The 26,251-nt window shown below is 65.1% G+C and carries 20 protein-coding genes; 15 read left to right on the plus strand and 5 right to left on the minus strand.

The window, feature by feature from the left end; translation table 11 throughout:
* The first annotated feature begins 104 nt into the window (after window positions 1-104).
* The 9 genes from trmB to pnp all read left to right on the plus strand — a co-directional run bounded on the left by trmB (window position 105) and on the right by pnp (window position 10,941).
* Complete coding sequence (trmB, locus tag H7H34_RS00960) at window positions 105-791, plus strand: tRNA (guanine(46)-N(7))-methyltransferase TrmB (RefSeq protein ID WP_185923965.1); 687 nt, start codon at window positions 105-107, stop codon at window positions 789-791.
* Between the two features lie 177 nt (window positions 792-968).
* Window positions 969-1,547 (plus strand): ribosome maturation factor RimP, encoded by a 579-nt coding sequence (rimP, locus tag H7H34_RS00965; protein ID WP_185923966.1) that lies wholly within the window; start codon window positions 969-971, stop codon window positions 1,545-1,547.
* A 104-nt stretch (window positions 1,548-1,651) separates the two neighbouring features.
* A complete protein-coding gene (gene nusA, locus H7H34_RS00970; RefSeq protein WP_120270558.1) occupies window positions 1,652-3,295 on the plus strand; it encodes a transcription termination factor NusA in 1,644 nt (547 codons plus the stop codon).
* Between the two features lie 58 nt (window positions 3,296-3,353).
* Window positions 3,354-4,034, plus strand: a complete 681-nt coding sequence (locus tag H7H34_RS00975) for an RNA-binding protein (protein ID WP_120270557.1) — start codon at window positions 3,354-3,356, stop codon at window positions 4,032-4,034.
* A 7-nt stretch (window positions 4,035-4,041) separates the two neighbouring features.
* The gene (infB, locus tag H7H34_RS00980; RefSeq protein ID WP_185923967.1) at window positions 4,042-6,717 is read left to right on the plus strand and encodes a translation initiation factor IF-2; all 2,676 of its coding nucleotides are present in this window, start codon (window positions 4,042-4,044) and stop codon (window positions 6,715-6,717) included.
* A gap of 139 nt (window positions 6,718-6,856) precedes the next feature.
* Window positions 6,857-7,309 carry a 30S ribosome-binding factor RbfA gene (rbfA, locus tag H7H34_RS00985; protein WP_185923968.1) on the plus strand — a complete coding sequence of 151 codons (453 nt, stop codon included), beginning with the start codon at window positions 6,857-6,859 and terminating at the stop codon, window positions 7,307-7,309.
* A 4-nt stretch (window positions 7,310-7,313) separates the two neighbouring features.
* A complete protein-coding gene (gene truB, locus H7H34_RS00990) occupies window positions 7,314-8,288 on the plus strand; it encodes a tRNA pseudouridine(55) synthase TruB (protein ID WP_120270554.1) in 975 nt (324 codons plus the stop codon).
* A 3-nt stretch (window positions 8,289-8,291) separates the two neighbouring features.
* Window positions 8,292-8,561, plus strand: a complete 270-nt coding sequence (rpsO, locus tag H7H34_RS00995; protein WP_120270553.1) for a 30S ribosomal protein S15 — start codon at window positions 8,292-8,294, stop codon at window positions 8,559-8,561.
* Between the two features lie 262 nt (window positions 8,562-8,823).
* Window positions 8,824-10,941, plus strand: coding sequence for a polyribonucleotide nucleotidyltransferase (pnp, locus tag H7H34_RS01000; RefSeq protein ID WP_120270552.1), 2,118 nt, complete (start codon window positions 8,824-8,826; stop codon window positions 10,939-10,941).
* Between the two features lie 113 nt (window positions 10,942-11,054).
* Here pnp and H7H34_RS01005 read toward each other — a convergent pair whose 3' ends face one another.
* Window positions 11,055-13,838, minus strand: a complete 2,784-nt coding sequence (locus H7H34_RS01005; RefSeq protein WP_185923969.1) for an EAL domain-containing protein — start codon at window positions 13,836-13,838, stop codon at window positions 11,055-11,057.
* Window positions 13,835-14,953: an autoinducer 2-binding periplasmic protein LuxP gene (locus tag H7H34_RS01010; RefSeq protein ID WP_185923970.1), complete on the minus strand. Its 1,119-nt coding sequence runs from the start codon at window positions 14,951-14,953 to the stop codon at window positions 13,835-13,837. Before H7H34_RS01010 ends, H7H34_RS01005 begins: the two co-directional genes overlap by 4 nt.
* A gap of 286 nt (window positions 14,954-15,239) precedes the next feature.
* On the opposite strand from H7H34_RS01010, the gene dapB reads away from it, so the two are divergent.
* Window positions 15,240-16,043 (plus strand): 4-hydroxy-tetrahydrodipicolinate reductase, encoded by an 804-nt coding sequence (dapB, locus tag H7H34_RS01015; RefSeq protein ID WP_185926388.1) that lies wholly within the window; start codon window positions 15,240-15,242, stop codon window positions 16,041-16,043.
* 39 nt (window positions 16,044-16,082) lie between these two features.
* On the plus strand, window positions 16,083-16,703 hold the full coding sequence (locus H7H34_RS01020) for a 2,3-bisphosphoglycerate-dependent phosphoglycerate mutase (protein WP_120270549.1): 621 nt from the start codon (window positions 16,083-16,085) through the stop codon (window positions 16,701-16,703).
* A 96-nt stretch (window positions 16,704-16,799) separates the two neighbouring features.
* Here the strand turns inward: H7H34_RS01020 and H7H34_RS01025 are convergent, their stop codons facing one another.
* Genes H7H34_RS01025 through H7H34_RS01035 form a run of 3 tightly spaced genes read right to left on the minus strand, consistent with a single transcriptional unit; the run spans window position 16,800 to window position 19,512 of the window.
* Complete coding sequence (locus tag H7H34_RS01025) at window positions 16,800-17,801, minus strand: adenosine kinase (RefSeq protein ID WP_185923971.1); 1,002 nt, start codon at window positions 17,799-17,801, stop codon at window positions 16,800-16,802.
* 42 nt (window positions 17,802-17,843) lie between these two features.
* A complete protein-coding gene (locus H7H34_RS01030; protein WP_120270547.1) occupies window positions 17,844-18,734 on the minus strand; it encodes a prephenate dehydratase in 891 nt (296 codons plus the stop codon).
* A 13-nt stretch (window positions 18,735-18,747) separates the two neighbouring features.
* Window positions 18,748-19,512 carry a 3-deoxy-manno-octulosonate cytidylyltransferase gene (locus H7H34_RS01035; RefSeq protein WP_371811333.1) on the minus strand — a complete coding sequence of 255 codons (765 nt, stop codon included), beginning with the start codon at window positions 19,510-19,512 and terminating at the stop codon, window positions 18,748-18,750.
* Window positions 19,513-19,599: 87 nt separating this feature from the next.
* On the opposite strand from H7H34_RS01035, the gene H7H34_RS01040 reads away from it, so the two are divergent.
* From H7H34_RS01040 to H7H34_RS01055, 4 genes are all read left to right on the plus strand, one after another.
* Entirely contained in the window at window positions 19,600-20,442 is an 843-nt protein-coding gene (locus H7H34_RS01040) for a c-type cytochrome (RefSeq protein ID WP_371811334.1), read from the plus strand.
* 351 nt (window positions 20,443-20,793) lie between these two features.
* Window positions 20,794-22,182, plus strand: coding sequence for a diguanylate cyclase (locus H7H34_RS01045; protein WP_185923973.1), 1,389 nt, complete (start codon window positions 20,794-20,796; stop codon window positions 22,180-22,182).
* Between the two features lie 179 nt (window positions 22,183-22,361).
* The gene (locus H7H34_RS01050) at window positions 22,362-24,293 is read left to right on the plus strand and encodes an extracellular solute-binding protein (protein ID WP_185926390.1); all 1,932 of its coding nucleotides are present in this window, start codon (window positions 22,362-22,364) and stop codon (window positions 24,291-24,293) included.
* Complete coding sequence (locus H7H34_RS01055; protein WP_185923974.1) at window positions 24,293-26,179, plus strand: extracellular solute-binding protein; 1,887 nt, start codon at window positions 24,293-24,295, stop codon at window positions 26,177-26,179. Before H7H34_RS01050 ends, H7H34_RS01055 begins: the two co-directional genes overlap by 1 nt.
* The last annotated feature ends 72 nt before the right edge of the window (window positions 26,180-26,251 follow it).

The following is a 26,251-nucleotide window of genomic DNA, read 5'->3' on the forward strand; positions in this document are numbered from 1 at the left end:
GCCCTCCCGCCCGGCACCCAGGTGCCGGGCGGACTTCGTTTTCGCCGCTCCCATGTGCGCCGTGATGCGCCGGCCGGGGCGGCTGTTGCCGGACCTGCACGTACATGACCGACCACAGCAAGGGCTCCTTCTTCGGCCGCCGCGTCGGCAAGCCGCTGCGCGCACAGCGCCGCGAGGCCTTCGAGGCCGCGCTCCAGCGCTTGCAGCCGGATCTGGCGCAAGCTGCGCCGCAGGACCTGCGCGAGCTGTTTTCCGGCAAGGTCGATGCGGTCTGGATGGAGATCGGCTTCGGCGGCGGCGAGCATCTGCTGCATGAGGCGCAGCGGTTGCCGGACACCGGCTTCATCGGCGTCGAGCCCTTTGTCAGCAGTCTGGCCAAGGCTGTCGTCGAGGTCGATACGCAGGAACTGTCCAACGTTCGGGTCTATGGCGACGATGCGATCAAGCTACTGGACTGGCTGCCCGACGCCTCGCTCGACGGCATCTATCAGCTCTATCCCGACCCCTGGCCCAAGCGCCGCCACTGGAAGCGCCGCTTCGTCAACCCGGTCAATCTCGACCGCATGGCGCGTGTCCTGAAGCCTGGCGCGCTCTACCGGTTCGCCAGCGATATCGACACCTATGTCGACTGGACGCTGGCCCGTCTGCTGGCCCACCCCGCCTTCGAATGGACGGCGGAAGGTGCTTCCGACTGGCTTGTTCCCTGGCAGCCCTGGTCGGGCACGCGCTACGAGGCGAAGGCCTATCGCGAGGGCCGAAAAGGCCACTATCTCGACTTCCGGAAGCTGTAGCGCGGGGCGGCCGTATCCGGGCGGCGGGCGAATTTTCTTGCGTTTGACCGCTATCCGCGTATAGTCGTGTCACTTAAATTCTCTAGCGGCTCGCATGAGCAGTATGAGAGTGGGTCCTCCCGGGGACCCGCTCTTTTTGTTTTGGCGAACGCCCTTCGGCCCCACGGGGAGGCACACTTGCAGGACCAGGAAACGCGGATCGTCCGGGAAAACGGACTGGAAGCCCGTATCGCGGCCATGCTCGAGCCGGCGATCGTCGATCTCGGCTTCCGCCTCGTGCGTGTCAAACTGTCCGGCGTCAACGGACTGACCTTGCAGATCATGGCCGAACGCCCCGACGGCACGATGACCGTCGACGATTGCGAGGCGGTGAGCCGCGCGATTACGCCGGTCCTCGATGTCGAGGACCCGATCGACCGCGAGTACAATCTTGAGATTTCCTCGCCCGGCATCGACCGGCCGCTGGTGCGCGCCGTTGATTTCGAGCGCTGGCGCGGACATCTCGCCAAGCTGGAACTTGCCGTGCCGCGCGACGGCCGCAAGCGGTTCCGCGGCGAGATCCGTGCCGTCGAGGGCGGCGATCTCGTGCTGCGCCTCGAGGACTTGCCGGACGACGGTGAGCCGGATGTGCGCCTGCCGCTCGCCGACATCGCCGAAGCTCGTCTGGTGCTGACCGACGATCTCGTGGAGGCGGCACTGAAGGCCGACAAGGCGGCGCGCCGCAAGGCGTCCGCCAACGGGGCCGACAAGGACTGATCCGCTGTTGCGGGCGAGAGGAAACGGAATTCCGAGGGAAGCGGCTTTGCCCTTCCAGATGACAGGAAGCGCCGGCGAGACCGGCGCGAGAGGAGTGGACTGAGATGGCAATCAGTGCGAACCGGCTGGAGCTGCTGCAGATCGCGGATGCGGTCGCGCGCGAAAAGACGATCGATCGCGGCATCGTGATCGCCGCGATGGAAGATGCGATCCAGAAGGCGGCGCGCTCGCGCTACGGCTCCGAAACCGAAGTGCGTGCCGAGATCAATCCGCGCACCGGCGAGATCAAGCTGCAGCGCCTGCTGCTGGTCGTCGACAAGGTCGAGAATTCCTCGACCGAGATCGACAAGGAAGAGGCGCTTCGCCGCAATCCGATGGCGCAGATCGGCGACTACATCGCCGAGCCGCTGCCGCCGCTGGACTTCGGCCGTATCGCCGCCCAGTCGGCCAAGCAGGTGATCGTGCAGAAGGTGCGCGAGGCCGAGCGTGACCGCCAGTACGACGAGTTCAAGGACCGCATCGGCGAGATCGTCAATGGCGTGGTCAAGCGCGTCGAATACGGCAACGTGATCGTCGATCTCGGCCGCGGCGAGGCCATCGTGCGTCGCGACGAACTGATCCCGCGCGAGCTGTTCCGCAATGGCGACCGCATCCGTGCGTATGTCTATGACGTGCGGCGCGAGCAGCGCGGCCCGCAGATTTTTCTCTCGCGTACCCATCCGCAGTTCATGGCGAAGCTCTTCGCCCAGGAAGTGCCGGAGATCTATGACGGCGTCATCGAGATCAGGGCGGTTGCCCGCGATCCGGGCTCGCGCGCCAAGATCGCCGTCATCTCCAAGGACAGCTCCATCGACCCGGTCGGCGCCTGCGTCGGCATGCGCGGCAGCCGCGTCCAGGCGGTCGTCGGCGAGCTGCAGGGCGAGAAGATCGACATCATTCCGTGGAACCCGGATAACGCGACCTTCATCGTCAATGCGCTGCAGCCGGCCGAGGTGGCCAAGGTTGTCCTCGACGAGGATGCCGAGCGCATCGAGGTGGTGGTGCCGGACGAGCAGCTGTCGCTGGCCATCGGCCGCCGCGGCCAGAATGTGCGTCTTGCGTCCCAGCTGACCGGCTGGGCGATCGACATCATGACCGAGCATGACGAGTCGGAGCGTCGACAGAAGGAATTCACTGATCGCACGCAGCTCTTCATGGAAGCGCTGAACGTCGACGAGGTCGTCGGTCAGCTTCTCGCCTCCGAAGGATTTGCCTCGGTGGAAGAAGTGGCGTATGTCGAGCGCGAAGAGGTTGCCACGATCGAGGGCTTCGACGAGGAAACCGCCGACGAGATTCAGGCGCGTGCCCGCGAATATCTCGAGGAAATCGAGGCGAAGCTCGACGAGGAGCGCCGCGAACTTGGTGTTTCCGACGACCTCAGAAACATTAATGGCCTGACGACGGCTATGCTGGTCGCGCTCGGCAAGGACGGCGTAAAGTCCGTCGAGGACCTGGCGGGTTGCGCCACCGACGATCTCGTCGGCTGGACAGAGCGCGCCAACGGCGAGGTGACCCGTCACGAAGGCGCGCTGACCGGCTTCGATGTCAGCCGTGCCGAGGCCGAGGAAATGATCATGGCCGCGCGCATCGAGGCGGGCTGGATCACCGAGGCGGATCTTGCCGCGGATGAAGAGACTGCCGAGGTCGAGGCCGAGGCGGACGAAAACGAGACGGGCATCGTTGCGACCGGTGTGGTGCACGAGGTCTGATCCGGCAGGGTCCTGATCTGGCAGGGTCGGGGCCGACACGACCGGCGGAGCGATAAGGGTGCCGAAACGAAACGAGCCATTGGAACGAAGCTGCGCGCTTACCCGCGCGGTGCGTCCGGTGGATGATCTGATCCGTTTCGTGACGGGCCCGGATGGCATCATCGTCCCCGACCTGCGGCGCAGGCTGCCGGGCCGGGGCGTCTGGATCACGGCGAGCCGCCAGTCGGTCGCCGAGGCCCAGAAGAAGAAAGTGTTTTCGCGCGCGCTCAAGGATGGGTCCGTGCGGGTGGAGGGTGACCTGGCAGATCAGGTCGATACCCTCATCGAGCGGTCCGCGCTCAACGCGTTGTCGCTGGCCCGAAAGGCCGGCGAGATCGTCAGCGGTTTCTCCAAGGTGGAGGCTGCTGTGCGCGGGCAGGATGTCATTGGTCTCGTCCAGGCGCGCGATGGCGGCGACGATGGGGCCAGAAAGCTCGCGGCAATCGCGCGGGCGCGCTTTGCCGATACCGGCGGTTGCCGGATCATCGGCTGTTTTACATCGGCTCAATTGGATTTGGCATTGGGTCGGTCAAATGTGATACATGCTGCACTGCTTGCAGGCCGGGCAGGCGAGAACGCTCTCGTCCGGGTTGAGGAACTGGAGCGTTTCCGTACCGGTTCCAGCAGCGACCCGGTTGCCGGAACGCTCGACGATCCGGTTGCGAATGACGGTGCGGGCAGTGCGGTGATCCAGGACTGAAGGCGATATGAGCGAAACGAAAAACCCCGGCGACAAGACGATCAGCATGGAGCGCAAGACACTGGGCCTGAAACGCTCCGGCGTTGAACAGGGCACGGTCCGTCAGAGCTTCTCCCATGGCCGCACCAAGGCGGTCGTGGTGGAGAAGAAGAAGCGCCGCGTCGTCCTGCCGGGCGAAGGCGGCAAGCCTGAGGTCGAAGTCGAGGCGCCGCGCGCCGCGGCTCCTCAGCAGCGTCGACCCGATATCGAGCCGCAGCAGGTCCCGCGGCGTCGTGCCGAGCCGGCACCGCAGCGTCCGCGCGGCGGCAACATCCTGCGCACGCTGACCGAAGATGAAGCTGCTGCCCGTCAGCAGGCTCTCATTGAGGCACAGCGGCGGGATGCCGAGGACCGCAAGCGCCGTGAGGAAGAAGAGCGCCTGCGTGCCATCGAGGAAGAGCGCCGCAAGGTCGAGGAGGCGGAGCGCGCCAAGCAGGAGGCCGAAGAGGCTGCCCGCCGCGCCGCCGAGGAGGCCGAGCGCAAGAAGAGCGACGATGGCCGCGAGAAGGTCTCGGCCTCGGACGCGGCCGACGCGATCGCTGCCGCAGTCGGCGAGGCTGCGCCTGCAGCCTCCGCACCGGCGCCGGCTGCCCGCGACGATGCGGCCCGCAAGCCCGCCGCCGCGCCTGCCGCTGCTCCCGCACGCCGTGCCGGCGAAGAGGACGACGACGCCCGCAAGGGCGGCGCGAAGGCTGTCAAGCGCGCCAAGGTCGCGCCGGCGCGCCCGCCGGCAAAGACCCCCGGCGCCGACGACCGCCGCCGGTCGAAGCTGACCATCTCCTCCGCCACCGGAGACGACGAGGGGCGCAGCCGTTCGCTCGCCTCGCTGCGTCGCCGTCGTGAAAAGGAGCGTCGGGCCGGCCAGCAGGTGGTGCGCGAGAAGATCTCCCGCGAGGTGGTTCTGCCCGAGGCGATCACCATCCAGGAACTCGCAAACCGCATGGCCGAGCGTGCCGTCGACGTGATCAAGCTGCTGATGAAGCAGGGGCAGATGCTCAAGATCAACGACGTGATCGACGCCGACACGGCGGAACTGATTGCCTCCGAGATGGGCCATACGGTCAAGCGCGTATCGGAATCCGACGTCGAGGAAGGCTTGTTCTCGGCCGCCGACTCGGACGATGCGCTCGAGTCGCGTCCGCCGGTCGTTACGATCATGGGCCATGTCGACCACGGCAAGACGTCGCTGCTCGATGCGCTGCGCCGCTCCAACGTGGTGCAGGGCGAGGCCGGTGGCATTACCCAGCATATCGGCGCCTACCAGGTCGAGCAGGGCGGTCACAAGATCACCTTCATCGACACGCCGGGCCACGCCGCCTTTACCCAGATGCGTGCCCGCGGCGCCAAGGCCACGGATATCGTCATCCTGGTGGTGGCTGCCGATGACGGCGTCATGCCGCAGACGAAGGAAGCCATCGCCCATGCGAAAGCGGCGGGCGTCCCGATCATCGTGGCGATCAACAAGATCGACAAGCCGTCGGCCGATCCGAGCCGCGTGCGCACCGACCTTCTTCGCGAGGATATCGTGGTGGAGTCGATGGGCGGCGACGTGATCGACGTCGAGGTTTCGGCGCTGAAGCAGCTCAATCTCGACAAGCTGCTCGAGATGATCCTGCTGCAGTCCGAGGTTCTGGAGCTCAAGGCCAACCCGAGCCGCACCGCCGAAGGCATCGTCATCGAGGCGCAGCTCGACAAGGGCCGTGGCCCGGTCGCGACCGTGCTTGTCCAGAAGGGGACGCTCAAGGTGGGCGACATCCTGGTGGCCGGATCCGAGTGGGGCCGCGTGCGCGCCATGCTCGACGAGAATGGCCAGCAGGTGAAGGAGGCTCCGCCCTCCAAGCCGGTCGAGGTCCTCGGCTTCAACGGCACTCCCGCTGCCGGCGACATGGTCGCCGTCGTCGAGAACGAGGCGCGTGCCCGTGAGATCGTCGACTACCGCCAGCGCCAGAAGCGCGACAAGGCGTCGGTCCTGGCCAGCGGTGCCCGTGGTTCGCTCGAGCAGATGATGAACCGTCTGCAGCAGAGCGGCCACAAGGAGTTCCCGCTGGTCATCAAGGGCGACGTGCAGGGCTCGGTCGAGGCCATTGCCGGTGCGCTGGATCAGCTGGGCACCGACGAGGTCAAGGCGCGCATTCTGCATGCAGGCGTCGGCGGCATCACCGAAAGCGACGTGACGCTGGCGACTGCCTCCAGCGCGCCGATCATCGGCTTCAACGTCCGTGCCAACAAGCAGGCGCGCGATGCGGCCGAGCGCGAGGGCATCGAGATCCGCTACTACAACATCATCTACAACCTGGTGGATGACGTTAAGGCGGCAATGTCGGGCCTGCTGTCGCCGGAGCGCCGCGAGACCTTCCTTGGCAATGCGGAGATCCTCGAGATCTTCAACATCACCAAGGTCGGCAAGGTGGCCGGTTGCCGCGTGACCGAGGGCATCGTCGAGCGCGGCGCCCAGGTCCGCCTGATCCGCGACAACGTCGTGATCCACGAAGGCAAGCTCGGTACGCTGAAGCGCTTCAAGGACGAAGTGAAGGAAGTGAATGCCGGCCAGGAATGCGGCATGAACTTCGAGAACTACCAGGACATGCGCCCGGGCGACATCATCGAGTGTTACCGGGTCGAGGAAGTGGCCCGTACCCTCTGACGGGAGCGGCCGCACCGTTTACGCGCCGGCGGGACTGTCCCGCCGGCGTTTGCCGTTTGGCCCGGATAAAGGGGGCCGGGCGCGCCGGGAAACCGCCGTCCGGCATCCCGTGTGATCCGGCAAGATGTGGACCTGTCCCATGGCCCCGAACAACAGACATCCCGTCGGTATGCCGTCGCAGCGGCAGCTGCGCGTCGGTGAGCTTGTGCGCAAGGAAGTCTCCGACATCCTGGCGCGCGGCACGCTGGCCGATCCGGTACTCGACGGAACGATCATCTCCGTGCCGGAAGTGCGCATGACGCCGGACCTGCGTCTCGCCAGTTGCCTGGTGATGCCGCTTGGCGGGCGCGATGCCGACCGGGTGGTCGAGGCGCTCAATCGCAGCGCCCGCACGATCCGCCGCGAGCTTGCGCGCCGGATGACCATGAAATTCCTTCCCGATCTGCGCTTCGTTCTCGACACTCGTTTCGACGACGACGACCGGATCACCGCCCTTCTGTCCCGTGACGACGTGCGCCGAGACCTGTCGGAGGAAGACGCGGACGAGGACGGCGACCGTACTGACGACACCCCTGATGGGGGTGGACGCTAGGGGCATGGGACGCCGCAGGAAAGCGAACCGCAACCGCATCGACGGTTGGCTGGTGCTCGACAAGCCCGTCGGGATCACCTCCAACGATGCGTTGACGCGGTTGAAGAAGATCTTCCATCCCGAAAAGGTCGGTCATGCCGGCACGCTCGACCCCCTGGCCTCCGGCCTGTTGCCGGTGGCTTTCGGCGAGGCGACCAAGACCGTGTCCTTCGCGATGGACGGGCGCAAGGTCTACCGTTTCACGGTGCGCTGGGGCGAGGCGACGGAGACCGACGATACGGAAGGCGCGGTCATCGCCACCAGCGACGGGCGCCCCGATGCGGGCGAGATCGCGGCCGTGCTGCCGGCCTTTACCGGGACGATCAGCCAGGTCCCGCCGAAATACTCCGCCATCAAGGTGGACGGCGCGCGCGCCTATGACCTTGCCCGCGGCGGCGACGAGGTCGAGCTTGCCGCGCGCGAAATCGATGTCCACCGGCTCGATCTGGTGGAATGCCCCGACCGTGACCACGCGGTCTTCGAGGCGGAATGCGGCAAGGGCACCTATGTGCGCGCGCTCGCCCGCGACATCGCTGAGCGGCTCGGTACATGCGGTCATGTTGCCGCCTTGCGGCGCCTTGTCGTCGGTCCTTTCGACGAGGAGGACATGATTCCGCTGGAAACTCTTGAGGAGTTGGGGCAATGTGCGCCCGGCACGGGCCTGACCGAGGCCCATGCCGACTTCATTCTGCCTGTAGAGACCGCGCTGGACGACATCCCGGCGCTGGCCGTCAGCCGGCAGGATGCCGCCCGCCTCCGAAGGGGGCAGGGCGTTTTGCTGCGCGGGCGGGATGCCCCGGCGTTTTCGGGCCTCGTGTCAGTGACCACTCAGGGAGAACTGGTGGCGATCGGCGAGATCGAACGCGGGGAACTCTTGCCGCGGCGCGTCTTCAATCTCGCTCCGGACACGTCCGGGGCGATTATCGTTGAAAGGACATGACCGATGTCGATTACCGCTGAACGCAAGGCGGAACTGATCAAGGAATACGCGATCAAGGAAGGTGATACGGGCTCTGCCGATGTGCAGGTCGCCATTCTCTCCGAGCGGATCGCCAACCTGACCGAACACTTCAAGAGCCATGGCAAGGACAACCATTCCCGCCGCGGCCTTCTGAAGATGGTGAGCCAGCGCCGGTCTCTTCTCGACTACCTGAAGAAGACCGAAGAAGGCCGCTATCAGGACCTGATCAAGCGCCTCGGCCTGCGCCGCTAACCGGCACGGGCAACGCGGCGTCCGCAAGGGCGCCGCGTTTGCGCATCTGCCGCCCGAATGGCGGCGAAAGACGGTCATGGGGCAGGATAGCAGGTGGCTTGAACACAACGGCTGCATGCCGGGCGGGAACGAGCCACCTGCTGTCTTGCCCATGGCGCGTCACTTCATGGCGCAGATGGCACAATGCCGCCTGCGCCTGCCCATGGGAGCAACCCGGGCCGCGTGTCTGATGCGGGCCGGGAGACCGAAATAGGATAACAACATGTTCGATATTCATCGCGTGGAAGTCGATTGGGGCGGTCGTCCGCTGGTGCTGGAGACGGGCAAGGTCGCCCGCCAGGCCGACGGCGCCGTGCTCGCCACCTATGGCGAGACCAAGGTGCTGGCCACCATCGTTTCGGCCCGTGAGCCGAAGCCGGGCCAGGACTTCTTCCCGCTGACCGTGAACTACCAGGAAAAGGCCTTCGCGGCCGGCAAGATCCCGGGCGGCTACTTCAAGCGTGAGGGTCGTCCGTCCGAGCACGAGACGCTGACCTCGCGCCTGATCGACCGCCCGATCCGCCCGCTCTTCGTCGACGGCTTCAAGTGCGATACCCAGGTGATCATCACAGTCCTGTCGCACGACATGGAGAACGCCCCGGACATCGTCGGCATGGTTGCCGCCTCCGCGGCGCTGACCATCTCCGGCGTGCCGTTCATGGGCCCGATCGGCGGCGCTCGCGTCGGCTACATCAACGGCGAGTACGTTCTCAACCCGGCGGTCGACGACATGTCGGAATCGGCTCTCGACCTGATCGTGGCCGGCACGGGCGAAGCCGTGCTGATGGTCGAATCCGAGGCCAAGGAGCTGAGCGAAGACCTCATGCTCGGCGCCGTGATGTTCGGCTTCAAGGGCTTCCAGCCGGTGATCGAGGCGATCATCAAGCTGGCCGAGACCGCGGCCCGCGAGCCGCGTGCGCTCAACCTGCCGGATCACTCCGCGCTTGCCGGTCGGATCAAGGAGCTGGCTGCCGGCGACCTGACGGCCGCCTATGCCATCCGCGAGAAGACCGAACGCCGCAACGCCATCGACGCCGCCAAGGCCAAGACGATCGAGACGCTGGCGGCCGAGGCCGGTGACGCCGGCATCGACAAGGTCGTCGTCGGCGGCCTGTTCAAGGAGCTGGAGGCGGAGATCGTCCGCGGCGCCATCCTCGACAAGGGCGAGCGCATCGACGGCCGCGACCTGAAGACGGTCCGTCCGATCGTCTCCGAGGCCGGCATCCTGCCGCGCACCCACGGTTCGGCCCTGTTCACCCGTGGTGAGACCCAGGCGCTCGTGGTCGCGACGCTCGGCACCAACGAGGACGAACAGTTCGTCGACGCGCTGGAGGGGACCTACAAGTCCACCTTCATGCTGCACTACAACTTCCCGCCCTACTCGGTCGGCGAGACCGGCCGCATGGGTTCGCCCGGCCGCCGCGAGATCGGCCACGGCAAGCTCGCTTGGCGCGCGGTTCATCCGCTCCTGCCGGCGCATCACGAGTTCCCGTACACGCTGCGTGTCGTGTCCGAGATCACCGAGTCCAACGGCTCCTCGTCGATGGCGACCGTTTGCGGCACCTCGCTGGCGCTGATGGATGCCGGTGTGCCGCTCAAGGCGCCGGTGGCCGGTATCGCCATGGGCCTGATCAAGGAAGGCGACCGTTTCGCGGTGCTCTCCGACATTCTCGGCGACGAGGATCACCTCGGCGACATGGACTTCAAGGTGGCCGGTACCGCCAATGGCGTGACCTCGCTGCAGATGGACATCAAGATCGATGGCATCACCGAGGAGATCATGCGTGTCGCGCTCGACCAGGCGCGCGACGGCCGTATCCACATCCTCGGCGAGATGTCTCAGGCCCTGTCCGAGGCGCGCGCCGAGCTCGGCGAGCATGCCCCGCGCATCGAGGTCCTGAAGATCCCGGTCGACAAGATCCGCGAAGTCATCGGCTCCGGCGGCAAGGTCATCCGTGAGATCGTCGAGAAGACCGGCGCCAAGGTCAACATCGAGGACGACGGCACCGTCAAGGTCGCCTCCTCCGACGGCAAGGCGATCAAGGCTGCGATCAACTGGATCAACTCCATCGCTGCCGAGCCGGAAGTGGGCGTGATCTACGAGGGCCGCGTCGTCAAGACCGTGGACTTCGGTGCTTTCGTCAACTTCTTCGGTGCGAAGGACGGTCTCGTCCACATCTCGCAGCTGGCTCCGCAGAAGGTTGCCAAGACCACCGACGTGGTCAAGGAAGGCGACAAGGTCTGGGTGAAGCTGATGGGCTTCGACGAGCGCGGCAAGGTTCGCCTGTCGATGAAGGTCGTCGACCAGGAGACCGGCAAGGAGATCGCTGCGGAGGCCTGAGGCCTTCCGGCGAAAGCCTTCGACTGCAAGACATGAGGAAACGGGCCGGATCATTCCGGCCCGTTTTCGTTTGACCAAGGGGAAGAGGAGGTGTGCGCGGCGAAGAACCGGTGTCAGGCCGTGCCGGTCTTGCGCGGCCGGGACGATCCGTCATAGGCCTCGAGATACTCGCGGAAGCGGTCGTCGGGCATCGGCCGGCCGAGATGGAAACCCTGGATGCGGGTGCAGCCGAGCCGGCCCAGCAGCGTGCACTGGCCCTCGGTCTCCACGCCTTCCGCAACGACGGTGATCCCCAGGCTGCCAGCCATCGCCACGATCGCCTCGACCAGCGCGCGGTCGTCCCGGTCGGTCTCCAGATCGCGGATGAACGAACGGTCGATCTTCAGGACGTCGATCGGGAACCGCTTCAGGTTGCTCAGCGACGAAAAACCGGTACCGAAGTCATCCAGCGACAGGCCTATGCCAAGCCGGCGGATCGCGTTGAGCGTCTCCACCGGGTCGCTGCCGGTCTCGTCGAACATGACGCTTTCGGTGATCTCCAGATGCAGGCGCTCCGCCGGCATGCCGGTGCGCTCGAGCGTTCCATGGACGAGCTCGACGAATTTCTCGTCCCGGCACTGGCGCGGCGAGACGTTGACGCTGATGCCGGGCAGGTCCAAGCCCTGTTCGGCGCAGTTCTGGTAGAACAGGCAGGCTTCCTCCAGCACGAACGCCCCGAGCTGGACAATCAGTCCCGTGGTCTCGGCGATGGGAATGAATTCCGCCGGAGAGATCGGCCCGCGTTCGGGGTCGGTCCAGCGGACCAGGGCCTCGCAACCTGCGATCCGGTTGTGAGCGATGTCGATCACCGGCTGATAGTTCAACGTGAACTGGCGCCGTTCCAGCGCCTTGCGCAGGGCGCTTTCCGTGTCCAGCGCCCGTGCCACCTGCTCGTTCATGTGGGCGGAGAAGAAGCGCAGCTTGTTACCGCCGTCGGCCTTGGCGTGATACATCGCCGTATCGGCCTGACGCAGCAGCAATTCGTCGTCGCGCCCGTCGCTGGGAAACACGGTGATGCCGATGCTGGCGGTGGCAAACACCTCGACGTCGTCGCCGACGGTCAGCGGGCGCGCCAGATGGGCGAGCAAGCGGGCCGCTTTCATCTCGACGTCCATCACACTGCGGACATTGCTGAGAATGACGGCGAATTCGTCGCCGCCCAGGCGCGCGACCGTGTCATGGTCGTCCAGCACCGCGCCGATGCGTTTGGCTGTCTCCTGGATCAACTGGTCGCCGACACTGTGCCCGAGGCTGTCGTTGATGTTCTTGAACCGGTCGAGGTCGAGGAACAGCAGCGCGACGATGTTGCCGTCCCACTGGGCGCGGGACATCGCCTGCACCAGTCGGTCACGGAACAAGGTGCGGTTCGGGAGGCCGGTCAGCCCGTCGAAATTGGCCTGGCGGACGATCAACTCTTCCTGGCGCTTGCGCTCTGAAATATCCGACACCGTGACGTGATAGGCGCTGGCGCCGTTCCAGCGGGTCTGGCGCAGGTGCAGCTCCACCCAGACCCGGTCTCCCGTTTGCGACAGCGCGCGCGCCTCGTAGACCTCGGGTGCGCTCGCGCCCGACTCGCGGGCCCTGGCATAGGACTTCAGCCGCTCGTGTTCTTCTGGCGCGAACAGGTCCAGCACCGACAGGCCGATCACCTTGTGCCGGTCTTCACTCTCGCGGCCGAGCAGCCGCAGCAGCGCGTCATTGATGTAGAGAACCCGCTGGTTGGAATGGATGCACACGCCCTGCAGGGACTCGTCGATGAGTGCCCGGAACTGCGCATCCGACTCCTTGAGGTCGCGAAACGCCTCCTGCAATGCGACGCCGAGGGCATTGAACTCGCGGATCTTGCCGGGCCGGTAGGTCAGGTCGGACGTGTCCTGTCGGATCCGGGCGGCATATTTGACGAGCCGCTCCAGCGCCGGGCTGGTGAATCTGTGCAGCACATAGGCCCCGAGCAGGGCGCCCGCCAGCCCATAGAGCAGGAACGGCGTGAACAGGGTCTGGTAGGTCGCATCGATATTCTCGATGGTCTCGCCCGGCCGATCGCTGACAAGGTATAGCGGCCGGCTGGCCGGTGCCTGCTCCAGAAGGGAGCGGATCAGCAGCCGGTCGTTCGCCAGCGCATGGTCGAGTTCTCCGAGACTGCCGAGCTGCTTCACAACCGCTGTGTCGCTGCGGATCGCGTCTCGCAGATCGCCGCTGGCCGAGATCACCCGATCGTCGAGAAACAGCGCAAGACTGTCCGTGTCGAGTGCCTTGGCCAGATCGTCCAGCAGGTACTTGCTGTCGTTGAAGACATATCCGCCGGTCAACTGACCGAGCACTCGGCCGTCATTGTCGTCCACGAGCGGAATGGAGAGGGCGCCAAGCAGCACCGGGGCGCTTTGGGCACTGGTGGCGTCGCCGCCGGTAAACAGATGCCATTGGCCGCCCGGCATGCGCGACCGCAGGTGCGCTGTCAGGATCTGGTCGAGGTCGTAGAGCGAGGCGCTGGCATCCACCCAGTCCGGGGCGTCGGGCAGGTCGATCCTGAGCAACTCGAATTGCGCTCCGATCGGCTGGCGGACGCCCTCGGAGAGGATCTGCAGCACCAGCCGTTCGTCTCGCGCCCTGACGGCGCGCCTGAGTGCGGCATTTTCCGACAGCGCGCGCAGATAGGTGTCGAGCCGGCTGAATGTCTGATCGAAGACGAGGCGGGCGAGCGTCGCCTCCTTGCGGGCGAAGCGTTTCAGTTCCTTGTCTGCGATGGTCAGGCTGCTGACATAGCTGATCGCGAAAAGCACGGCCGACGTCGTCAGGAGCGCGACTGCAAACAGGCCGAGCACGAAGCGATTGAAGCGGAAGTCGGCCCTGCGTGTCATTGTGAGTAGCGGAACGCCCTCCGTTTCAGCTCTTCGATTCGCGGCATTGCGTCATCCGAGGATACGAGGGCGAAAGAGCCGGAGAAGACGAGAGGGATCTCGTCCTCGCGGTCCTGGAGATCGAGCGAGATCGCCTCGGCCATCGCAACGCCGTTGTCGTCGTTGATGCGCATGACCGTCGCCTCGAGGCGCCCCTCGATCAGGTAATCAAGTTCCGCACTGCCGCCGCCCCACCCGTTGGTGGCAACCTTTCCGGTCAGGCCGGCGGCTTCTATCGCATCGGCGACACCAAGGGCGATATCGGTCGAGCAGGAGTAGATGAAACCGAGATTCGGGTATCTTTTCAACAACTCGGTCGCCGATGCGCGTGCTTTCTCGCGGTTGAAGCCGACATAGTAGGAGGCGACGAGCCGCTTCTCGGAGCGCTCTGCCATGGCAAGCCGGAACGGCTCGCCGCGGGCACGGCTGACATAGCCTTTCAGCCCGTAGAAGATGGCAAAGGTTTCCGGCTGAGGCCGGGTTTCCAGAACATGCTCGGCGATCAGGCGTGCGCCGGTGGCGTGATCGAAGCCGACATAGAAGAACGGCTGGTCCCGGCCCCAGTCGCGCACGGGCGTCGTGATGTTCTGGAGGATGATCTTCGGCCGGCCGCGCGCAATGAGACGCTCCACGAGCACCTTGTGGCGCAGGACGTCCAGCGTGAAGATCAGGTAGTCGGGGTCGGACTTCAGCACCTCTGCAAGCTGCTGGGTCTGTTCGCGGACTTCCTGACCGGGAAGCGTGAACTGGGACGTCACCTCGTAGCGGATGCCGAGTTCATCCAGTCGGCGTTCCAGCGCCACGATGCTTCGTCGCCAGTAGTCCGAGACCTGCATGGCTGGATAGATGACGGCAATGCGCGCTGGGGGCAGCGAGGGCGCTTCAACGGGAACCGCGCCGCCCTGCACGCGTTGGGTGAACTCCGCGCTCAGTTCGCGCTGTAGGGGAAATTCCTTAAAAAAATCAGGAAGTTCCCAGAATTCGGCAAGAGAGGTGCGGCCGAACTCTGATCTGGCGATGCCTGGCGGGAGCATTGCCAAGAAAAGCAGGAAAAGAAATGGAAAGAGCAGTCGCATTCTTCTCACGGTAGCATTCCGCTGCGGCAGCCATTTCCAGAAGTCTGTCTGATTGGCCAGACACATGCAAGAGATCACCATACAATTGAGAAAATGTGAAAAATCCGCCTCGATTGTGGATGGGAGCAATGGGTGCCGTGTCCTGCGGATGCCGCGCGCGCGGCTTCGGGCTTGCGCCGACATTCCGGTGGGCTGCGCCGTTGCGCAAGCCGGTCAACCTGCTATACCCCGCGCAGGGGCCGGACAGCGGCCGGTTGATCACGAGCGGAGTTGCGGAATGAGCGAAATGCGCCTGACGGTGGTGGGGGCTGCCGGACGCATGGGCGGTGCGCTGATCCGTGCGATTTCGCAGATTGACGGCGTCAAGCTTTCGGCTGCGGTCGAGCGGCCGGGTTCTCCCGCGATCGGGCAGGACTGCGGCATTCTTGCCGGTCTGCAGGCGAATGGCATCACCGTCACCGACGATGCGCTCGCGGCCTTTGCCGCAACCGACGGCGTCCTGGATTTTACCGCACCGGCCGCCTCGCGGCACTTTGCCGAACTGGCCGCGCAGGCGCGGATTGTCCACGTGATCGGAACGACCGGTCTTGGCGAGGACGACCTTGCGGCGATCCGTCCCGCTGCTCGCCATGCGCGCGTTGTCCAGTCGGGCAACATGAGCCTTGGCGTCAATCTGCTCGCCGCGCTGGTCCGCCGCGCGGCCGCGGCGCTGGACGAAGACTTCGACATCGAGGTGCTGGAGATGCACCATCGGCACAAGGTCGATGCGCCGTCCGGCACAGCCTACCTGCTGGGCGAGGCTGCAGCGAAGGGGCGAGGCATCGACCTTGCCGAGCGCAGCGTGCGCAGCCGCGACGGCATTACAGGCGAACGTCCGCGCGGCGATATCGGTTTCGCGACGCTGCGCGGCGGCACGGTCATCGGCGATCACAGCGTGCTCTTCGCCGGTCCGCTGGAGACCATCACTCTGTCCCACCACGCCCAGGACCGGCAGATCTTTGCCCGGGGCGCGGTGAAGGCGGCCCTGTGGGCCCGCGACAGGAAGCCCGGCTTCTACACAATGGAGGATGTACTCGGTCTGCGCGACTGAGCTTCATCCTCCGCCATCCGACCTGGAGACAGTCTCGCAATGGAACATCTTCTTGTGCTCGTGCGCCACGGGCAGAGCGAATGGAACCTGAAAAACCTTTTCACCGGCTGGAAGGATCCCGGCCTGACCGAGAAGGGCATCGCCGAGGCGCGGTCTGCCGGCGGCAAGCTGCGCGATCTGAAGCTCGCCTTCGACATCGCCTTCACGTCGGATCTCTCGCGTGCCCAGAACACCCTCAAGCTGATCCTCGAGGAGCTGGGCCAGGACGGTCTGGAGACGATCCGCGACCAAGCGCTGAACGAGCGCGACTATGGCGACCTGACGGGCATGAACAAGGACGAGGCGCGCGAGAAGTTCGGCGAGGAGCAGGTGCATGTGTGGCGCCGTTCCTTCGACGTTCCCCCTCCGGGCGGCGAAAGCCTCAAGATGACCGCCGAGCGCGTTCTGCCCTACTACCGCTCCGAGATCCTGCCGCAGGTGCTTGCCGGCAAGCGTGTGATCGTTGCCGCGCACGGCAATTCGCTTCGGGCGCTGGTGATGGAGCTGGAAGGCCTTTCGCCGGACGAGATCCTCAAGCGCGAGCTCGCGACCGGCGCGCCGATCGTCTACCGGCTGACGGACGAGGGCAAGGTTTCCTCGGTTCAGGACCTGTCCGACTGAGACGGCACGGCGCCTTGCACGTGTCATGAACAGGAACGGCCGCGCCCAGGGCGCGGCCGTTTTCTTTTGCCTTGCGGCGAATTGGGTCTCAGGCGGTCAGAGACCGAAGCCCTGCTGCTCCGCAAGCTGCTTCAGCGACCGCTCCGGGCGGGCGCCGACATGGCCGATGACTTCCGCGGCGCACAGGCAGCCGAGCTCGGCGGATGTCGTGAAGTCGTAATTGCGTGCCTGACCGAGCAGGAAACCGGAGGCGAACAGATCGCCGGCACCGGTCAGGTCGACCACATCGGTGACGGCAGAGGCCGGAACGCGCACCGTCTCCTCGCGCGAAATCGCCATGGCTCCGTGGGCGCCGAGGGTCAGTGCCGTGGTCGGGCAGTCCTGGCGAACGGCCGCGATCGCGGTGTCGAGGTCCGCCGTTTCGTACAGCGCCTTCAATTCGTGCTCGTTGGCGAACAGCAGATCGATGGTGCCGTCGCGCAGCATGCCGAGGAACTCGGACCGGTAGCGGTCGACACAGAAGCTGTCGGACAGCGTCAGGCTGACCTTGCGGCCGTTGGCATGGGCGATTTCGGCCGCCTTCAGGAAGGCGGTCTTGGCTGCCGGCGGATCCCACAGGTAGCCTTCCATGTAGGTGATCGCCGAGGCGGCGACCGTCTCTGCATCGATGTCCTTTTCCGACAGTTCGACACACGCGCCGAGATAGGTGTTCATGGTCCGCTCGCCATCCGGCGTGATCAGGATCATCGAGCGCGCGGTGGGCGGGCCGTCGACGAGGACGGGGGTCTCGAAGTGCACGCCGGTGCCGCGCATGTCATGGCGGAAGGCAGCGCCCAGTTCGTCCTCGGCAACCTTGCCGAAATAGGCCGAGGCACCGCCGAGGGCAGCAACGCCGGCGGCCGTATTGCCGGCGCTGCCGCCAGAAATACGCGTGGTCTGTCCCATCCGGCCGTAGAGGCGCACCGCCTCCTCGGTGTCGATCAGGCGCATCGAGCCCTTCACGAGCTTTTCCTGAACGAGGAAATCCTCTTCCACATGGGCGAAGACATCGCAGATGGCATTGCCGATGCACAAGGTATCGAAGCGCTGGCTGGTCATGGTCGTGTAAATGTCCCTTCTGGTGTCGGGCGAGAACGGCTCTCAGATGCCGGGCGTCGGACGCAAGGCGCGGTTGGCCTCGGGCTCGCGGATCTTGTCGCGGAACGTGCTGGCCGGATAGATGCCGAGCAGCTTGAGCTCGGCGGAGAAGAACTCCAGTTCCTCCAGCGCCAGCGAGACGCTGCGGTCGTCCGGATGGCCTTCCACGTCGGCATAGAACATGGAGGCGAAGAACTGACCCTCAAGCTGGTAGGATTCCAGCTTGGTCATGTTGACGCCGTTGGTGGCGAAGCCGCCGAGCGCTTTGTAAAGGGCGGCCGGGACGTTGCGCACACGGAAGATGAAGGTGGTGATGACGGGCTGGCCGTTGTTTTCCGCACGCACCGCATCGCGCGACAGGATGAGGAAGCGCGTGGTGTTGTGGGCTTCGTCCTCCACGTCCCGGCGCAGGATCTCCAGGCCATAGGCCTCGGCAGCCATCTGCGGCGCCAGGGCGGACGCGGTGGGATCGCCCGCCTCGGCGATCTGGCGGGCGGAGCCGGCAGTGTCGGCCCCCACGATCGCACGGAGCCCGAGTTCGCGGATGATCTTGCGGCACTGGCCGAGAGCCATGACATGGCTCTGGACGCTCTTGAGCTGCTCGATCCGGGCGCCGGGCAGGCCCATCAGCTGGAAGCGGATGGGCAGGAAATATTCGCCGATGATCTGCAGCGAGGACTGCGGCAGCAGGTGGTGGATGTCCGCCACGCGGCCGGCGACGGAATTCTCGACCGGGATCATTCCGAGGTCGGCATCGCCGCTTTCAAGCGCGGTAAAGCAGTCCTCGAAGGTGGAGCATGGCACGGCTTCATAGTCGGGATAGACATTGTGGCAGGCCATGTGCGAGTTGGCCCCGTACTCGCCCTGGAAGACGATGCGCTTCTTGTTCGTCATGTTCGACCGGTTGTCAGCTGGGGTTTGAGACGCGGGATGCGAAGACGGCCCGCACGGCTTCGAGGTCGCGGGGCGTATTGACGTCCATCGGCACGCTGTCGATGAGACCGACATCGATGCGCATGCCGGCCTCGAGCGCCCGCAGCTGCTCGAGACTCTCACGGATTTCAAGCGGCGAGGGCGGCAGCGACACGAAGCGGTCGAGCGCGGAGCGCCGATAGGCATAAAGGCCGATATGCTGGTAGAGCGGACCGGGACCTGTCGGTGCCGTTGCGCGCGTGAAATAAAGCGCGCGCAGCCGACGCTCGCCGACCGGCGTTCCCACCGCCTTGACGTAGCTGGGGTCCGTCTTGCCGCTCTCGCTGCGGATCTCCGTTGCGATGGTCCCGATGTCGACGGACGGATCGGCCAGGGGATCGAAGGCGGCGCGGATCGCGTCCGGGTCGATCAGCGGCACGTCGCCCTGCAGGTTGAGCACGATGCCGTGCTGGCGCTGCGGGTCGACCGCTTCGGCAGCGGCCCGCACCCGGTCGGAGCCACTCGGCAGGTCGGGATCGGTCATTATCGCGGTGCCGCCGAAGGCCTCGACCGCCGCCTTGATGTCCGGATGGTCGCAGGCAACGACGACGGGACCGATCTCGGCGGCCAGCCCACGCTCGATCACATGCGCGATCATCGGCTTGCCGGCAATGAGCGCCAAAGGCTTGTCGGGCAGGCGCGTGGACGCCATCCGCGCCGGAATCACCACCAAAGCGGACAGGTCTGCAGGGGTCGTCACGGGCGGCCTTTCGGGCGCCGGAAGGGTGCGGGGCACGCCCGGCGGCAACATGCGATGATTTGTATCATGGACTGCCCTTTTAAACCTATGGACACGAGCGTCAAAAACTTTGTAGTTTCCGGCGACTTTTTCACCACGCGCCGCGTTGCGCGGGGCCTTCTCGCGTTGGCCTTGCAGCAACCGAGGGAGTTGGAGCCAGCGGGAATGAATTCTGCCAAGCTAAATATGATCGCCGGTGCGATCTTGTCCGTCCTCCTCCTCACGATGGGACTCGGCATCGTGTCGGAAATCATTTTCCATCAGGACGAACCTGAGAAGCCGGGCTACGAGATCGTCGTGGCCGAGGCAGATACCGGTTCGGCTCCGGCCGAAGAAGCCCCGCAGGTCGAGCCGATCGCGGCTCGCCTCCAGACTGCATCGGCGGAAGACGGCGAGAAGCTCACCCGCGCCTGTGCGTCGTGCCACGACTTCTCCAGCGCCAGCGCCAACAAGGTTGGCCCGGGCCTGTGGCAGGTGGTGGGCCGTGCTCCGGCTGCGCATGACGGGTTCCGTTATTCCAGCGGCATGCAGGCTTACGCCCAGGAGCATGAGGCCTGGACCTACGAGAACCTCGATCACTTCCTGGCTGCCCCGAAGCAGGAAGTTTCCGGTACCTCGATGGGCTATGCCGGCATGCGCAAGCCCGAGGATCGCGCCAACCTGATCGCCTATCTGCGCACGCTGTCGGACAATCCGCTGCCGTTGCCGGAGGCGCCTGCAGCTGAGGCCCCGGCGGCGGAGACTCCGGCCACCGAGGCTCCTGCAGCTGAAGCGCCGGCCGCTGAAGCGCCCGCGACCGAGGCTCCGGCCACCGAGGCTCCGGCGAGCGAAGCGCCTGCAACTGAGGCCCCGGCTACCGAGGCTCCGGCGGAAGGCACGCAGGCTCAGTAATGCCTGTTCGGCGCCTTGCGCCACCGACTTGGAACGAAGATCAAGAGGCCGGGCGTCAGCCCGGCCTTTTCCGTTTCCGGCCGCCGCTGCCCTTCAGTCAGGAAAGATCTCCGGCGCAAATTTACGCTGCGTTCCTTCTGGGATGACGCCCGACTTTCCATTATAACCCTTGCCGGTTGCGGGGTATCGAGGCGCTGCCCCTTGGGGGACGGCCGCCATTCGTCTGCAAATACCTCTTTAACCGGTACGTGATACGCAGTTTTATCAGGGGTGGGGACGCCGGGCCTGAGCGACACGCTCGCGGGTCGGGAAGTTCGTTTCCACGCGCGTATCGTTGGCAAGAGAGGGGCCATGACGCAGGCGTCCGGCGGCAAGGAATTGGCGCTCATCCGATGGAAGCATCGGACGATGGCCTTTGTCGTTGTCATGGCAATCTGCGTCCTCGGCGTTGCCCTCACGAGCTACATCTCGGCGCTGCTGACGGAAAACGCCCAGAAGCGCCTGCAGAACGAAACGCTATCCCGTCTGTCGGAGGCGAGAGCCCGGCTGGAGGGGACAATCGGCGCGACGATCTACATCTCGCAAGGGCTCGTCAGCTTCACTGCCATCAACAGCGATCTCACCCAGCGCCAGTTCCGCCGGTTCGCGGAGGAGATTTCCTCGCTCAACAACCATGTGAAGCTCGTCGCGCTGGCTCCGGACAACGTGGTTCGCTACGTCTATCCGCTGCTCGGAAACCTGAGGGTCCTGGGTCTCGATTATTCAAAGAACGAGGCGCAGTGGGCAGTGGTGAAGCGGGTGATGGAGGAAAGGCGCACCGTGGTCGCTGGGCCGGTCGATCTGGTCCAGGGCGGGCGGTCCCTGATCGCGCGCTCGCCGGTTCTGATCCCCGTCGATGACGACGAGGCCAACACCGAACGCCGCTATTGGGGTATAGCCTCCGTCGTGATCGACATGGATGCCTTGTTCGAGGACGCCGGCATCCGGCCGGAGATGAACGGTTATCAGTTCGCCATCCGCGGCGCAGATGGCCTCGGGTCTGCCGGCGGAATGGTCATGGGCGATCCGAACCTGTTCGACGGGGGAGCGGTGGTGCTGCCGGTCAGCCTGCCGAACGGCACCTGGCAGATGGCAAGCCGGCCGGTCTCCGGCTGGCCGACGAGCTTCCCCGAGGTTCGCATCGCCCAGATGGTCGGTCTCGGCGTGACCTTCGCAATCGCCTTCCTCTCGGCGATGTTGGTGATCGCGCAGCAACGGGCGCGGTCCATGGCTCTGCATGACGCGCTGACCGGCCTGCCCAATCGCCGCCTTCTGGAAGACCGGCTGGAGCAACTGGCCGCCCTCAGCGAACGTACGGGTCTCGGTTTCCAGGTGTTCTTCGTCGATCTCAATGCGTTCAAGCCGATCAACGACACTTTCGGTCATGCGGTCGGCGACATGGTTTTGCGCGAGGTCGGCAAGCGGTTGCGCGAGGAGACGCGGGAATCCGATACGATCGCGCGGATCGGCGGCGACGAGTTCGTTGTCGTGGTTCCGGGCATGACCCATCTCCAGAGCACCGCCCATATTGCGGCGCGGCTGCGCGATGCGGTCAGCGAGCCGGTACGGACCGGCGACCATGTGATCGCTATCCGGGCCAGTGTCGGCTGGGCGGTCTATCCCGACGACGCAACTACGATCCCCGAGATTCTCGAGCTTGCGGACCAGCGCATGTACCGCGAAAAACTCGCCGCCGCCTGACCCCGGCTCGGCCCGCCGGCGGGTTCCATCACGATTAAACTTTCGTCATGAAGCGTTTCACGTCTGTCGGCGGGCGGCACAACTCCCTAATATGACCTCAGGGCAACCACGCCGGCGCAGCCGCGCGGCCATGAGGGCGCGTGCCGCGCCAAAACAGACGGATCCGTTCAATCGCCATGATGCAGACAGATCGCCAGAGCGCTTTCCTTCACTCATCCAGCCGGGGCCGCGCCGACGTCAGGCGGCAGGCCGTCCTCCCCTGGATCATCGCCCTCCCGCTGGTTGCGCTGTGCCTTTTGTTGGCCGGCCTGTCGGTCGCGGACGCGCAGGAAGAGCCTGAATGGCGGCATGCCTCGTCTCTGAGCGGTGAGCCGAAATACCCCGCGGATTTCAAGCATTTCGACTACGTCAATCCGGATGCGCCCAAGGGAGGCATCGTCCGCCTTGGCGAAAGCCGCGGCTTCGATACGCTCAATCCGGTCCTGTCGAAGGGCAACCCGGCCCCAGGTCTCGGGCTCATGTACGATTCGCTGTTGGAGCCGGCGCTCGACGAGATCAACATCAACTCCGAATACGGACTGATCGCCGAGGCGATGCGCTATCCGGCCGATTATTCCTGGGTTGAGTATCGGCTGAACCCGCAAGCACGCTGGCACGACGGAACGCCGATCAGCGTCGACGACGTGATCTGGAGCTTCGGGAAGATCAAGGAGGTCAACCCGAGCCAGGCCTTCTACTACCGTCATGTCGAAAAGGCGGAGGCCGTCGGCGAGCGCGTCATCCGTTTCACCTTCGATGCCGCCGGCAACCGCGAGCTTCCCAAGATCGTCGGACAGCTGATCATCCTGCCCAAGCACTGGTGGGAAGGAAAGGATGCGAGCGGGAAGTCGCGCGACATCGCACGCGGGACGTTGGAGCCGCCGCTCGGGTCCGGTCCCTATCGCATCCGTTCTTTCGAGCCCGGCCGCAACATCGTCTACGAGCGTGTCGAGGACTACTGGGCGAAAGAGCATCCGGTGCGCATCGGATCCTATAATTTCGACGTCGTGCGATACGATGTGTTCCTGGATTCCGCCGTCGAGTTGGAGGCCTTCAAGGGCGATCAGTACGATTTTCGGGAAGAGCTGAGCGCCAACGTTTGGTCCAAGGCCTATGATTTCCCCGCTGTGCGCGAGGGGCGCGTGGTGCTGGAGGAATTTCCGAACAAGGCCAGCGGCCGCATGCAGGCCTATGTCCCCAACCTGCGCCGCGAGAAGTTTCAGGATCCCCGGATTCGTGAAGCGCTCAACTATGCCTATGATTTCGAGACGACCAATGCGGTCGTCTCCGCGGGCTTGCACAAGCGGATCGGTTCCTATTTCGCCGGCACGGAGCTCGCCTCTTCAGGGCTGCCGACCGGCAAGGAGCTGGAAATCCTGGAGACCGTGCGCGACGAGGTTCCGCCCGAGGTATTCACCAAGCCCTTTGAGAATCCGGTCGGCGGCAATCCGCAGAATGTGCGCGAGAACCTGCGTCAGGCCGTGAGGCTCTTCCGCGAGGCTGGGTATAAGCTCGACGGTGGGCGCATGGTCGACGCGAAGACCGGCGAGCAGTTCAGCATCGAGTTCATCTACTTTGACCGCTCGGCCGAGCGCGGGCTTCTTCCCTACACGAAGAACCTGGAGAATATCGGCGTCAAGACGGTGCTCCGCCTCATCGATGTGCCGCAATACATCAACCGCGTGCAGAATCGCGACTTCGATATGGCCACCTTGGTCTGGGGGCAATCGCTGTCGCCCGGCAACGAGCAGCGCGATTTCTGGGGTTCGGACGCCGCCGACCGGCCGCAGTCGCGCAACTATGGCGGCATCAAGAATCCTGCCGTCGACAAGCTGATCGAGCGCGTCATCTTCGCCAAGGACCGCGACGAACTGGTGGCCGCGACCCATGCGCTCGACCGGGTCCTGCTGTGGAACCATTATGTGGTGCCGCAGTTCTATTCCGACGTCGACCGCACCGCCCGCTGGAACAGGTTCTCCCACCCTGCGGAACTGCCGGAATATACGCATGGTTTTCCGGCCATCTGGTGGTGGGATGCAGAAAAGGCGGCGGCTGTTCGGGGGGCGCAGTGATGACGGGTGGCCCGCTGGAAGTGGATCGCAGGCAGGTTCTCGGTGGAGCGATGGCCTTTTGCGCGACGACGCTGTTGCCGCTCGCCTCTCGCGCGGCATCGGCGGCCAGCGGCGCGGATGCGCCGCGGCACGGGCTTTCCGTGTTCGGCGACCTGAAATACGCTCCGGATTTCACCCACTTCGACTATGTGGTGCCGGATGCCCCGAAGGACGGCCGCATCGTGTTCTCGGCGCCGTCCTGGGCCTATAACCAGAACCCGCAGACCTTCAACAGTTTCAACACCTTGATCCTGAAGGGCGACGCGCCGCCGCGTATGGAGCTGTGTTTCGACACGCTGATGGTGCGCGCTCTGGACGAACCGGATGCCGTCTATGGTCTCGTTGCCGAGACGGTGGAGGTCTCCGGGGACGGCAATGTCTATACCTTCTCCCTGCGGCCGCAGGCGCGGTTCCATGATGAGAGCCCGCTGACTGCGGAAGATGTTGCCTTCTCGCTGGTGACGCTCAAGGAGCTTGGGCATCCCTCGATCCGCCAGGTCTTGCGCGAACTTTCCGAGGTTCGTGTCGAGGGCCCGCACAGGGTCGCGCTGCAATTTTCCGGAAAGCAGTCGCGCAAGGTGCCGTTGATCGCGGCGGGCATGCCGATCCTGTCGAAGGCCTATTATTCCCGCTACGACTTCGCCCAAACGACGCTGACCCCGCCGCTGTCCTCCGGTCCCTACAAGGTGGGCCGGCACGAGGTCGGTCGCTTCGTCGAGTACGAGCGGGTGAAGAACTGGTGGGCGGCGGACCTGCCCGTCAGCCGTGGCCACTACAATTTCGACCGTATCCGGCTGGAGTTCTTCCGTGACCGGCAGGTGGATTTCGAGGCGTTCAAGAAGGGCGTGATGACCTTCCGCGAGGAGTTCGTCGCCCGGACCTGGGCGACGGAATACAACTTTCCTGCTGTCGAGGACGGCCGGGTGATCCGCGAGGAGCTCTCGGACGGCCGGCCAGCGGGTGCGCAGGGCTGGTTCCTGAACCTCAGGCGGGAGAAATTCTCGGACCCGCGTGTCCGCAGGGCGCTGGGTCTGGTGTTTGATTTCGAGTGGACCAACACCGCGCTCTTCTTCGACGCCTACAAGCGCACGACGTCCTTCTTCCAGAATTCGCCGATGCTTGCGCAAGGCGAGCCAGATGCTGCCGAACTGGCGCTCTTGGAGCCGTGGCGCGGCAAGGTGCCGGACGAGGTGTTCGGCCCGGCGATCCTGCCGCCGGTTTCGGACGGGTCCGGACAGGACCGCTCCATGCTGCGCGAGGCCGACCGCCTGTTGCGCGAGGCGGGATGCCGGCGAGAGGGGGCACGCCTGCTCCTTCCGAGCGGCGAGCCTTTCGCCTTCGAGTTTCTTTCGAACACAACGACCTTCGAGCGCGTGGTCCTGCCCTATGTCGGCAATCTGGAGCGCCTCGGCATCAAGGCGAATTTCCGTGTGGTCGATCCGGCGCAATACCAGTCGCGGATGAACGACTACGACTTCGATGTCGTCTCTCGGCGATATGCCCTGTCGCCGACCCTCGGCGAGGAAATCCGTCAGATGTGGGGCTCGGAGGCGGCTGACCAGCCCGGCTCGACCAATCTGTCCGGCATCGCCGACCCGGCTGTCGACGCAATGATCGACAAGATTCTTTCCGCATCCACCCGCGAGGAGATGACGGTTGCGGCTCGTGCGTTGGACCGGATCCTGCGTGCCGGCTACTACTGGGTGCCGCATTGGTACAAGGCGGTGCATACGGTCGCCATGTGGGATGTGTTCGGACACCCCGAGAAGCCGCCCACGCATGATTTCGCGCCCGAACTCCATTGGTGGTACGACCGGGAGAGCGCGGAGCGAATCGGCATGCGCTGACATGCAGTACACGTTCCAGGGCACCAGACATTACGGTCGCGGCACGGCGGATGAGCCGGCCGGCGCCCGGAA

It is taken from the genome of Stappia sp. 28M-7 (genome assembly GCF_014252955.1).
Taxonomy (GTDB): Bacteria; Pseudomonadota; Alphaproteobacteria; order Rhizobiales; family Stappiaceae; genus Stappia.

Coding starts and splice junctions, on each gene's coding strand:
- trmB (WP_185923965.1), top strand. CDS start 105: ATGACCGACCACAGCAAGGGCTCCTTCTTCGGCCGCCGCGTCGGCAAG.
- nusA (WP_120270558.1), top strand. CDS start 1,652: ATGGCAATCAGTGCGAACCGGCTGGAGCTGCTGCAGATCGCGGATGCG.
- infB (WP_185923967.1), top strand. CDS start 4,042: ATGAGCGAAACGAAAAACCCCGGCGACAAGACGATCAGCATGGAGCGC.
- rbfA (WP_185923968.1), top strand. CDS start 6,857: ATGGCCCCGAACAACAGACATCCCGTCGGTATGCCGTCGCAGCGGCAG.
- truB (WP_120270554.1), top strand. CDS start 7,314: ATGGGACGCCGCAGGAAAGCGAACCGCAACCGCATCGACGGTTGGCTG.
- rpsO (WP_120270553.1), top strand. CDS start 8,292: ATGTCGATTACCGCTGAACGCAAGGCGGAACTGATCAAGGAATACGCG.
- pnp (WP_120270552.1), top strand. CDS start 8,824: ATGTTCGATATTCATCGCGTGGAAGTCGATTGGGGCGGTCGTCCGCTG.
- H7H34_RS01005 (WP_185923969.1), bottom strand. CDS start 13,838: ATGACACGCAGGGCCGACTTCCGCTTCAATCGCTTCGTGCTCGGCCTG.
- H7H34_RS01010 (WP_185923970.1), bottom strand. CDS start 14,953: ATGCGACTGCTCTTTCCATTTCTTTTCCTGCTTTTCTTGGCAATGCTC.
- dapB (WP_185926388.1), top strand. CDS start 15,240: ATGCGCCTGACGGTGGTGGGGGCTGCCGGACGCATGGGCGGTGCGCTG.
- H7H34_RS01020 (WP_120270549.1), top strand. CDS start 16,083: ATGGAACATCTTCTTGTGCTCGTGCGCCACGGGCAGAGCGAATGGAAC.
- H7H34_RS01025 (WP_185923971.1), bottom strand. CDS start 17,801: ATGACCAGCCAGCGCTTCGATACCTTGTGCATCGGCAATGCCATCTGC.
- H7H34_RS01030 (WP_120270547.1), bottom strand. CDS start 18,734: ATGACGAACAAGAAGCGCATCGTCTTCCAGGGCGAGTACGGGGCCAAC.
- H7H34_RS01040 (WP_371811334.1), top strand. CDS start 19,600: ATGGACACGAGCGTCAAAAACTTTGTAGTTTCCGGCGACTTTTTCACC.
- H7H34_RS01045 (WP_185923973.1), top strand. CDS start 20,794: ATGACGCAGGCGTCCGGCGGCAAGGAATTGGCGCTCATCCGATGGAAG.
- H7H34_RS01050 (WP_185926390.1), top strand. CDS start 22,362: ATGCAGACAGATCGCCAGAGCGCTTTCCTTCACTCATCCAGCCGGGGC.
- H7H34_RS01055 (WP_185923974.1), top strand. CDS start 24,293: ATGACGGGTGGCCCGCTGGAAGTGGATCGCAGGCAGGTTCTCGGTGGA.